The sequence below is a fragment of the Microbulbifer sp. genome (assembly GCF_051659245.1).
Classification (GTDB): domain Bacteria; phylum Pseudomonadota; class Gammaproteobacteria; order Pseudomonadales; family Cellvibrionaceae; genus Microbulbifer.
Genome location: NZ_JBOFOC010000042.1, coordinates 1 through 9,805 on the forward strand (window position 1 = coordinate 1; position 9,805 = coordinate 9,805).

Consider the following 9,805-nt stretch of genomic DNA (forward strand, 5'->3'; position numbering starts at 1 on the left):
GGGCATTGTCGATGCCGTCAAAAGCAACGGCAGCGCCGCCCCAAACTTCGGAGCAAACGCGGGTCAGCGCGGCAGTCAGGGTGGTTTTACCGTGGTCTACGTGACCGATGGTGCCCACGTTCACGTGGGGCTTGGAACGCTCAAACTTTTCTTTTGCCATTGCTAGCCTCCTAAATATAGGCACGCCCTGATCAGCGGAACCTACTTCCAGAACCGGCGCACCCGACCACCAAAAACCCGGCACCCGGATACAAACAGCCGCGGAGACACCTGCCCCCACGGCCTAAATAATGGAGCTCATGGGCGGATTTGAACCGCCGACCTCACCCTTACCAAGGGTGTGCTCTACCCCTGAGCTACATGAGCACTACTGCCAAACTCCACGCGATCCCTCACAAGCCGCAGCCCCGGGATAATGGAGCGGGTAGCGGGAATCGAACCCGCATCATCAGCTTGGAAGGCTGAGGTTCTACCATTGAACCATACCCGCAGAACCAATCCGCACGCGGATTCTTAAGGACACAGAGCCGATCACTCAACCTCTGCTCTCTGCCTCTTGTATGGTGCAGGGGGGTGGATTCGAACCACCGAAGCTTGCGCGTCAGATTTACAGTCTGATCCCTTTGGCCACTCGGGAACCCCTGCTCGAAAGCGGCGTGTATTCTCTACACCGGCCAGCGCACTGTCAACGATTTTCCCTTCAAATTCACAGACTTATCTGCAGAGCTCAAAGCGAACAGCGCGAGAGACAAAAATGGAGCTGGCGAGAGGAGTCGAACCCCCGACCGGCTGATTACAAGTCAGCTGCTCTACCAACTGAGCTACGCCAGCCCTGTCTCTACCCCGTGGAAGCCGTATCGGCCCCGCAACGTGGAGGCGGGATTCTAGGGGATGTTCTGGTCGGGCGCAACAGGGGGAAGTGCAGGCGGGACTTGGGGGCTCGGGACTGGGGGCTCGAAAGAATATTCGGCCGTCGAGGCGAAGGGCCTGATGCCGGGCCGCCACTGGCTTAACTACAAGGCTCTCGGGGTTCGCACAGGTACCCGGTGCGCACGGCGCACCCTACCCTTCCGAGTCGCCGTTTACTTCGCTGCAGAGATTCTGCCGCCGGTCCAGCTCCGGGTATTCCCGCTGCAGTTGGCCCCAGAAATCCTCCGCCAGCGATTCGGCGCCGCCGGGGGGCAGTACCACCCAGCGCTCCAGGTAGGTCTGCGGCTCCTCGCGGGTCCGGATGTCAATGCCCTTCTGGCGCAACTCCTCCGCCAGGGATTCAGCGCGGTCCGGCTCGGAGAATATGCCGAAGGAGATTCCGTTGGCGAGCGAACCCTTGGGGATCACATAACTGTCTATCCCCGCCGCCTGCAACTCGCGCAGCTTGCGGAACGCCTCACGGCGCGAATCCGCGGGCGCCAGGAATACCCAGTAGCGCATTTGCCCCTGCACCTCCACCTCGCGCAGTGCCGCATCCACCTGCAGGGCCTGCAGCCGCTGCGCTATGGCCTCCCCCAGGTACGCCTCTTCAAAGGGGCCGAGCAGAGTGCACAAATCCCCGCTCTGCAGCTTTGGCCCGGGAGCCGGGGGGGCGGCAGACAGGGCGTCTTGCGGGGCCTCTTTCACCAGCACAATAGGGTCGCCGGCCTCCCGGGGCACGGCGCTGTCGACAGCCGGCGACTGCGGAGCGCGGCCGGCGGTCTGAAACCAGCCGTAGAGGCCGATATTGGCGAGCAACAGGGCGAGAACTATCCAGCGCATAAAATCGGAAACTGTTAACCCGGATATTGTGCCAGGGGCCGTGATGATCGCGCCGAGATCTGCGCGCTCAGTGCATTTTTGCGGTGTAGATGCATGCTTATTGCACGTATTAGCCGCAAAAATGTGCTGAGCGTGCAGAGATCAAGCGAGGGCGCGGCCAGCGGTGGTGGGCAGCAAATTATCATCTGGGATATCTCTGGAAATTGTTTGAAATCATAGCGTTATACAAAAAAATTGAGCGGCGTGGCGCAATGTCCGGGTTAGGGGTTGCTGAGTGCCAGGCCGTCCAGTACCAGCTCAGGAACCAATTCATGGGGCCGGGCAAACAGGGATGAAAAGAATTCGCCGTCCCCTCCGGTCAGCCACAGCAGCGGCTCGCCACCAACTGTTCGCCGCAGCTCCGCCAGCGCGCGCTCCACGGCACCCATCACCATCAGCGGCAGGCCCCGGTTGACCGCTTCCCCGGTATCGCGGCCCGGCGCCAGGGACATGCCGGGAGAGCGGAGTTCGCGCACCTTTACCGCGTCGGTATCGCTGTAGAGGGCGCGGCGCATGGGGCCGAGGCCCGGCAATATATATCCTCCCAGATGCCGCCCGCCAGTATCCAGCAAATCGAGGGTCACTGCACTGCCGCAGTCCACAATCAGCGCGGCGCGCGGGTCGAGCCGGTGCGCGGCGAGCACCGCCAGCCAGCGGTCCACTCCCAGTCCGCCGGGTTTCCGGTAGCCACAGGTGACCCCCGCACAGTCGGCCCGCACCCGGGCGAACTCCGCCTCCAACCCGAACCGGCCCCTCGCCAGCGCCGCGAGAGCGTCGGCGACGGCCTCTCCAGCCACATTGGCGGCGCGCAGCCGCTGTGGCCTGATGTCGCTCCAGGCCACCGGCAGCTCGCCGCGCTTCAGTGCAGCGGTGTCCAGGGCTCCCAGCGCCAGCGGCCGCCCGTTGTCGAGCAGGCGCCACTTGCTGCGGGTGTTGCCGATATCCAGTTCCAGTATCAGTCCCACGCTCAATCCACAGCCTCCCGAAGGGACACTTCGCCGCCGTAAAACCGCTTTACCCCTCCGTCGGTTTCCAGAATCAGGGCCCCGGTGTCGTCAACGCCCCGATCCACGCCGGTCCACTCCTGCCGCGCACTGGCAATGCGCACCGGCCGCCCGGAGAACTGGTCTAGTTGCTGCCACGCCTCGCGGTAAGCGGCAAAACCCTCCACCGGATAGGTTTCCAGCAATGGCAGCAGTTGGTTCAGCAGTGAGGCCGCCAATTCATTGCGCCCGATTCCCGGGTGCACCCGATTCAGGTCGATCCAGGGCTGGTCGATATTTTCGCCGCTCGCCTCCGGCAGGCCTACATTCAGCCCTACACCCACCACCACCGCGCAGCGGTCGGTGAGATCGCCGCTCAGCTCCAGCAGCACACCGGCCAGCTTGCGCCCCCGGCACCAGACGTCGTTGGGCCACTTCAGGCGAATATCCGGCACACCGAACTCTGCCAGCGCGCGCGTCAGCGCCACTCCCACCGCCAGGCTCAGGCCCTCCAGCAGCTGCACGCCGCCGTTGAACTGCCAGCCGATGGAGAAATTGATTCCGCCCCCGAACGGGCTGGCCCAGCTGCGCCCGCGCCGGCCGCGGCCGGCGGTCTGCTGTTCGGCGAACATTACCGCGCCGTGACCCCTGCCCTTCTCCAGCCGCGCCAGTATCTGCGCATTGGTGGAGTCCACCCGGTCCAGCAGGATCAGTTCGCCGAGCAGGGCCCGGGTGCGCGGGGTCAGCCCGGCTTCAATCCCCTCGGCGACCAGCAGGTCCAGTCCGCCGGGCAGTCGATAGCCGCGTCCTTTTACCGACTCCAGGGGAATCCCGTAAGACTCGAGTTTTTTCAGTTGCTTCCACACCGCGGCGCGGCTCACTCCCAGGACCGCGCCCAGGGACTCGCCGGAGTGCACCTCGCCGTCGGCGAGAAGATCCAGGACCGGGCGCAATTGCCGCAATGCAGAATCGGAGACTGGCACTTTCAAGACCTCAGGTAGCGGCGGGAATAGCGGTGGCCCAGGCTGGTGAGAATTTCGTAGCCGATGGTACCGGCGTAACCGGCCACTTCGTCTACGGTCAGCTCGCGGTTCAGCACTTCGATATTCTCCAGGGCTTCGCGCTGGGCCTCGTTCAGGGCGCTGATGTCATAGGTGGCCGAATCCATGGAGACCCGGCCCACCATGGGCAGCCGCCGGTCGCAGGCCCAGCCGCAGCCGCGGCCTCCCTGGGCGCGCAGTATACCGTCCGCATAGCCGCCCCGCGCCACTGCCAGCCAGCTGCCGGCGGCGGCTTTCTGGGTCGCCCCGTAACCCACGCTGCTCTCCTCGGCCACATAGCGTTTCTGCACCACCGGCAGACTCAGCTCCACCACCGCGCGCATGGGGTTGGGCGATCCCGGCACCGGGTTGACCCCATAGAGCGCCGAGCCGGGCCGGGCGATATCGAAGTGGTAGTCGTCACCGAGGAAAATGCCCGAGGAGTTGGCCAGGCTCAGGGAAACCCGTGGGCAGAGCGTTTTTAATTCCCCGCCGGCGCGGCGGAAACACTCCAACTGCCGGGCATTTTGCGGGTGCGCCGGTTCGTCGGCGCAGGCCAGGTGGCTCAGCAGCAATTGTATATCCGCGGCGCGCAGCAGGTCGCGCTCCGCCAGCAGTTGCCCCAGTTCTGCCGGCGACATACCCAGGCGTGTCATGCCCGAATCCACCTTGAGCGCGCAAGGGGCGCGAATACCCGCCCGGGCACAGCTGTCCACCCACGCCCGCAGCTGCTGCGGAGTGAACAGGACCGGCACCAGGCCGGCGCGCGCACACTCCAGTTCGCGCCCGGAGCGCACGCCGGTAAGCACGATGATATCCGCATCGTCCGGCAGCAGCGCCCGCAGGCTCTGCCCCTCCACCAGGGTGGCGACGAAGAAATCGCGGCAACCGCGCCGGTACAGGGCCGGTGCCACCCGGGCCATACCCAGACCGTAGGCGTCCGCCTTGACCACCGCGCCGCAGCGGCTGCCGCCCGCCAACCGTTCCCGCAGAGTCAGGTAGTTATCTCCAATCGCCTGCAGGTCGACCGTCAACAATCCTTCGCGCGCACCGGCTCCCGCCCCGCGTTCCGCATTCATCATTCATCATTCCGCATTCAGAAGTCTTTCCCGGCGCAGGGCGCGGGCGCCAAAGGCGACGGCGGCCGCCACCAGCAGCAGGCAGGCCAGGGACCCCGCCAATACCCAGCCCGCGGACACCGATTCGCCCACCAGCAGCGCCTTCAGCCACTGCTGCTGCGCCACCAGGGGCACCAGTTGCCAGTAATTGTCCGTCAGATCGACCCTGGCCGCATCCAGTACCATCAGCAGTGTCACCGGGGCTATCTGCAGAATGCTCAGTTGGGTTTGCGCGTCCTTGAAGGAACTGGAACGCAGTGCCAACAGTATCTGCACCACCGCCACCAGCAGCGCCAGGGGCAACAGCAGCAAGCCCATGACCAGCACGCCGCCGGTGGTGGTGGCCTGCTGGATACCCAGCTCCGCCAGCGGCATCACCGGCATCAGCGCCACCAGCGCGGCGATGGCCAGCAGCGAACCCAGCCAGCCCAGGCTGGCAACCGCCAGGGTCTTGGCGGCGATCACCTGCCAGGCCGGCAGCGGTTGCAACAGCAGTGTCTCCAGGCTGAGGCGCTCGCGCTCGCCGGCGGAGGTGTCCACCGAGGTGGCGAGGCTGGCCACAAACAGAGTCAGAATCAGCAGGCCCGGCACCATCGCCAGAATCAGCGCGCCGCGGCTGGAGGGAGTGCTCACATCGCGCACCTGGAGCTGCCAGGGTGCCAACAACTGGGGCGCCACGCCGCGGGCAGTCAGCCGCTGGCTCACCACCAGTTGTTGCAGGCTATTGAGGCGCTCCTGCAAGTGGTGCTCGGCGCGCCCGGCGCTGGTCGCGGAGCTGTCCACATACAGGTACAACGGCGGGGCGCGGAAATCCCGGTAATCGCGGGAGAAATTGTCCGGCAACTGCAGCACCAGGTCGAAGCCGTCGTTTAACAGCTGCCGCGGGCTTCCCTCCGCTACGGCCTCCACCTCCAGGTTGGGCCCGCGCAGCTGCCGCTCCAGCAGCGGTGCATGCTCCGCTCCCAGCAGCGCCAGGCGCGTCGTTTCCTCGGTGTTCTTTTTCACCACAAAGATGGTGACCCCGGCCAGCAGCACCGGGAACATCAGCGAGAAACAGATCGCCATCCACAGCGCCCGGCGGTCCCGCCAGGCCTCCAGGAATTCCTTGAGCAGCAGCGGAGCCATCTGCGGCCTGAATCGTCGTTTTTCCATTAGGCCGGCTCCCTCTCTTGCCGCTGCTCCGCTTCGCCCCCTGTGCCACCATAGGCGAGGGCGACAAAACTGTCCTCCAGGTTGTCGCAGCCGGTGTGCTGTGCCAACTCCTGCGGCGAACCGCTGCCGACGATCCGGCCGCCGGCCATCACCAGCACCCGGTCGGAGAGTTCCGCGACCTCGGGCATCACGTGGCTGGAAAACAATATTGTGGTGCCCGCGGCGCGCAGGCGCAGCAGTGTTCTGCGCAACAGCCGGGCGGCGAGCACATCCAGCCCCCGCGTGGGCTCATCCAGGATCAGGTGTCGGGGCCGGTGTACCAGCGCCCGCGCCAGGGAGACCTTCATGCGCTCTCCCTGGGAAAACCCCCGGGTGCGCCGGTGCCACAGGTCACCCAGCTCCAGTTCACCGCGTACGGACTCCAGCGCCTCGCGCAACGCACCGCCAGAGAGCCCCTGTATACGCGCGAACAGGGAGAGGTACTCCGCGACTGTGAGCCGCTCGTAGAGCCCCTCGCGGTCCCCCACCACACCCAGTTGGCGCCGCGCTGCCATGGGGTCGCGGGCCACATCCATATCGCCCAGCAGCACCCGCCCGGAGTCCGCCCGCAACAGCCCGGTGATAATTCGCAGGCAGGTGGTCTTGCCGGCGCCGTTGGCGCCGAGCAGTGCGGTGATGCGTCCGTCCGGCACGGAAAAACCCAAATTGTGCAGCACCGGCCGCCCGGCGAACTGCTTGTGTACGGATTCCACTTCGATCACTGTTCCGCCCCTCCCATATCCAGCGCCGGCCCGAAGGCATCGGCCATAAACGGCGGCCGCCGTATTTCCGCTACGCAGCTGTCATCGAGCGGTTTGCCGGGACTGTCGAGGAAGCGCGCGATCAGTTCGGGAATACAGCCGCGGGGGGAATTGATATGGCCGCCACCGGCGACAACCAGGTGCTGTTTGCGGGACAGGTAGTCCAACTGCCGCTCGGCGTAAACCGGCGGGGTAATCGGGTCCGCGCCTCCGGAAATCAACAGTACCGGCTGCTCCCTGGGTTCCGGCGCGTCGTAGGGCTTGGGCTGTACCGGCCAGACCTCGCAACCGGACTTGAACAGATCGAAGAAGGCTGTACCGAGAAAGGTATTTGCGCTGTCTGCAGCCACTTCCTCCCCGCTGATGCGGTTCAGTTCCTCGGCACAGGCCACAGAAAAGGTGAGCCCCATGGCCATGGAATCAGTCCTGCTGACGAACAATCCGGCGATGCTGGAGAGGGGTCGGTAGTTACCCAGACGGGTCTGGTCTATCGCGTAGGGCAGCTGTGCGGCGGCTTTGGGGTCGTAGAGTGCTGTGCGGATGGCGTTGGCCAGGGCCCAGCGGGCAAGGGGTTGTTCAGCCGGCGCGCCGGTCAGCGGGTCCGGAAAGTTCGCGGCCCGCTCATCGTCCCACTGGGAAAGCAGCTGATCCAGTTGCCGGCGCCAGTCGCCGAAGCGGGCGCACACCACATCCTCCGCGCAATCCCGCTCCAGTTGCCGCAACGCATTCTCGGCGGCGTGGGCTGTGAGGAATACTTTGGTATCGATGGGCGCGACCGCATCCAGCACCAAAGCATGCAGGGATTCCGGGTGCCATTGCTGATAGAGCAGTGCGGTGCGCGTTCCCCAAGAGCCGCCCCAGAGCGCGATGCGCCCGTGGCCGAGGAAGTGGCGTACCCGCTCCAGGTCCTCCACCGTCTGGCGACTGTTCAGGGTTTCGGCGAAATCCGCCTTTTGCAGGTAGCACTGCGCCAACTGCCGGGAAAAGGCTTCCAGGTCCGCGGGCATGTCGCTGCCGAAACCGCAGCGGAAGGCGCCGGAACGGCCGGCGCCGCGGCGGTCCACCATGACGATGGCGCGCTCGCGGTTGATCCTTCGAAAGGCGTTCAGCAGCGGCGCCAGGTCGCTGGCCGCCTGACCGGGCCCGCCGGCGAGCAGATACAGGGGCTCGCGGGCGCTGCCGTTGACCGCCGGCGCCACCATTACCGCCAGGTTTTCCAGTCCACCGCCATCGAGGGGGGCCTGGTAACAGCGCAACGGATCTCCCCAGCCGTCCAGATAACAGGTTTCCGAAGGTGGCTGGCCCTGTGCGACCGCTGTGCCCGAAAGCCCCGTCGCCACCATCAATGCCGCCGCCAACAGCAGCCGTCGCCTCCTTACCACTGCACTGTCTCTCTCTTGCCACAAACAGCGCCAGTCTACCGGATTTTGTCCCCCCTGCGACTACCGGCAGGTGGCGGTCCGATAGCATTAGCGCGGTAGGGCACACAGTGGTAAGGTTTCGTCCTGCAATCCCTCTTTTCCTGTCCTGCGCCCATGAGCTTTTCAGATCGAGAAAGACAACTAATTCGCGCTGCCTTCACCTGGGGCCAGATCACTTATAAGGAAGGTTATACCCTGTCGGCCCTGGAAATAGAGAAATCCGTTCTATTCCGCCGGCTGCTCGCCGGGCGTCCGCCGCTGGCTTTTCCCCCGCCGCTGCGCCACGGCTTTCCCTGGTATGAAGTGATCGAGGGGCGCGGCGAGCACGTGGTGAACGCCTCAGAGGCCTCCCCGGAGTGCAGCATTATCGCTCCCGGCAGCAAACCCGGGGACACCTGCATCCTGATCGACGGCGCCTTCTGGCGCGTGGCGGAAACCGTGCGCGAGCGGGAGGAATACATCGTCGAATGGGGGGAGTACCCCATCCAGTGGCGGCTGAGGAAACACTGGGAAGTGAATTACGAGATGACCCAGCAGTTGCACAACTTCCGCAAGGAAAATCCCAATGCGGAGGTTCACTTCGACAGCCGCCCCGGTCATAAGGAATACAGCGAATTCCGCATCGACGACGAACAGACGGTATGGCTGAGTGAATGGCAGTTGAGCCGCATCGGCCTGTCCGGCTGGGTCTGGGTTGGAGTACCGGTTGACGCCCCTTCTTCCGCCCAGCTCACGCCACTGTTCCAGGACCAGTTGGGCCCCCTGGTCATCGGCGAAGCCGACAAGAAGCGCGGTGCCGGCTGGCTGCGTATAGAGCAGGCCGAAGGGGAGTTTCGTTTTATCAAACTCGCTGACAAGCTGGAGTACCAGTCGCTGATCTCCACCGCGGTTACCCAGTTTGAAACACTGCTGCATGGAATCCAGGGCGAGGAAGTGGAAGTCATGGACTGGCGCGACGACAAGCCGCTGCGCCACTACTCGGTACCTACCAAACTGGCTCCGCTGGAGCAATTCGACCTGGGCAATGAGAACTACAGCCTGGTGCCGGACAACGCCTACGTCAGCTGAGCGGCACAGGGATCAATCCACATCGCGCCCGCGGGCGGCGCGCAACACGCAAAACCAGGCCTCCCGCGGCAACTCCCTGCCCAGCGCGGCAACACTGTTGCGCAGGGGAAATCCTGCCGCTGCCGAGTACCGGAGCCATATTGCTCGGGTGCTTGAGCAGCCAGGCCAGGGCTCTATATCCAGCTCCCGGGACAACTCTTCCAGGCAGGCCTGCACCCGACGCGCCGCCTCCCCTCGGTATAAATCGAACTCCGCGTATAAAAATACATGTCTTTTTCCATGGCAGTGCTGTTACTGTAAGCGTCCGGCGATCACACCTTGTCAGCTGGTTGCCAGTTATGTGGCAACAGTTCCCTGATAGCGCTGGCGCGCTGGGTCGGTAGCCGATCCAGAACATCCTTCAGGTAGGCGTGGGGATCAAGCCCATTCATT

The 9,805-nt window shown here is 64.6% G+C and carries 10 protein-coding genes and 4 tRNA genes; 1 reads left to right on the forward strand and 13 read right to left on the reverse strand.

Going from position 1 to position 9,805, the window contains the following annotated elements; all coding sequences use genetic code 11:
• From ACRC0P_RS04635 to ACRC0P_RS04690, 12 genes are all read right to left on the reverse strand, one after another.
• A partial coding sequence (locus tag ACRC0P_RS04635) for a GTP-binding protein (protein WP_438627519.1) occupies positions 1–160 on the reverse strand: 160 nt, incomplete at its 3' end.
• A 131-nt stretch (positions 161–291) separates the two neighbouring features.
• A tRNA-Thr gene (locus ACRC0P_RS04640) sits at positions 292–366 on the reverse strand.
• Positions 367–416: 50 nt separating this feature from the next.
• Positions 417–490 (reverse strand) — tRNA-Gly (locus ACRC0P_RS04645).
• 71 nt (positions 491–561) lie between these two features.
• A tRNA-Tyr gene (locus ACRC0P_RS04650) sits at positions 562–645 on the reverse strand.
• 110 nt (positions 646–755) lie between these two features.
• Positions 756–831: transfer RNA gene (locus ACRC0P_RS04655), tRNA-Thr, on the reverse strand.
• 231 nt (positions 832–1,062) lie between these two features.
• On the reverse strand, positions 1,063–1,752 hold the full coding sequence (locus ACRC0P_RS04660; RefSeq protein ID WP_438628619.1) for an SPOR domain-containing protein: 690 nt from the start codon (positions 1,750–1,752) through the stop codon (positions 1,063–1,065).
• Between the two features lie 260 nt (positions 1,753–2,012).
• Positions 2,013–2,756: a type III pantothenate kinase gene (locus ACRC0P_RS04665; RefSeq protein ID WP_438628626.1), complete on the reverse strand. Its 744-nt coding sequence runs from the start codon at positions 2,754–2,756 to the stop codon at positions 2,013–2,015.
• A 2-nt stretch (positions 2,757–2,758) separates the two neighbouring features.
• On the reverse strand, positions 2,759–3,757 hold the full coding sequence (gene birA / locus ACRC0P_RS04670; RefSeq protein ID WP_438628620.1) for a bifunctional biotin--[acetyl-CoA-carboxylase] ligase/biotin operon repressor BirA: 999 nt from the start codon (positions 3,755–3,757) through the stop codon (positions 2,759–2,761).
• A 2-nt stretch (positions 3,758–3,759) separates the two neighbouring features.
• A complete protein-coding gene (alr, locus tag ACRC0P_RS04675; protein WP_438628621.1) occupies positions 3,760–4,896 on the reverse strand; it encodes an alanine racemase in 1,137 nt (378 codons plus the stop codon).
• 3 nt (positions 4,897–4,899) lie between these two features.
• Entirely contained in the window at positions 4,900–6,084 is a 1,185-nt protein-coding gene (locus ACRC0P_RS04680) for an ABC transporter permease (protein WP_438628622.1), read from the reverse strand.
• Positions 6,084–6,845 carry an ABC transporter ATP-binding protein gene (locus ACRC0P_RS04685; protein WP_438628623.1) on the reverse strand — a complete coding sequence of 254 codons (762 nt, stop codon included), beginning with the start codon at positions 6,843–6,845 and terminating at the stop codon, positions 6,084–6,086. The genes ACRC0P_RS04680 and ACRC0P_RS04685 overlap by 1 nt, the downstream gene beginning before the upstream one ends.
• The gene (locus ACRC0P_RS04690; protein ID WP_438628624.1) at positions 6,842–8,266 is read right to left on the reverse strand and encodes an alpha/beta fold hydrolase; all 1,425 of its coding nucleotides are present in this window, start codon (positions 8,264–8,266) and stop codon (positions 6,842–6,844) included. Before ACRC0P_RS04690 ends, ACRC0P_RS04685 begins: the two co-directional genes overlap by 4 nt.
• A gap of 153 nt (positions 8,267–8,419) precedes the next feature.
• On the opposite strand from ACRC0P_RS04690, the gene ACRC0P_RS04695 reads away from it, so the two are divergent.
• The gene (locus ACRC0P_RS04695; protein ID WP_438628625.1) at positions 8,420–9,373 is read left to right on the forward strand and encodes a hypothetical protein; all 954 of its coding nucleotides are present in this window, start codon (positions 8,420–8,422) and stop codon (positions 9,371–9,373) included.
• Positions 9,374–9,684: 311 nt separating this feature from the next.
• Here the strand turns inward: ACRC0P_RS04695 and ACRC0P_RS04700 are convergent.
• Positions 9,685–9,805: transposase domain-containing protein (locus ACRC0P_RS04700; RefSeq protein WP_438628627.1), on the reverse strand; the 121-nt coding region annotated here is incomplete at its 5' end.

Excerpts from the sequence above, each read along its gene's own strand:
- ACRC0P_RS04660 (WP_438628619.1), bottom strand. The coding sequence starts at position 1,752 with ATGCGCTGGATAGTTCTCGCCCTGTTGCTCGCCAATATCGGCCTCTAC.
- alr (WP_438628621.1), bottom strand. The coding sequence starts at position 4,896 with ATGATGAATGCGGAACGCGGGGCGGGAGCCGGTGCGCGCGAAGGATTG.
- ACRC0P_RS04680 (WP_438628622.1), bottom strand. The coding sequence starts at position 6,084 with ATGGAAAAACGACGATTCAGGCCGCAGATGGCTCCGCTGCTGCTCAAG.
- ACRC0P_RS04695 (WP_438628625.1), top strand. The coding sequence starts at position 8,420 with ATGAGCTTTTCAGATCGAGAAAGACAACTAATTCGCGCTGCCTTCACC.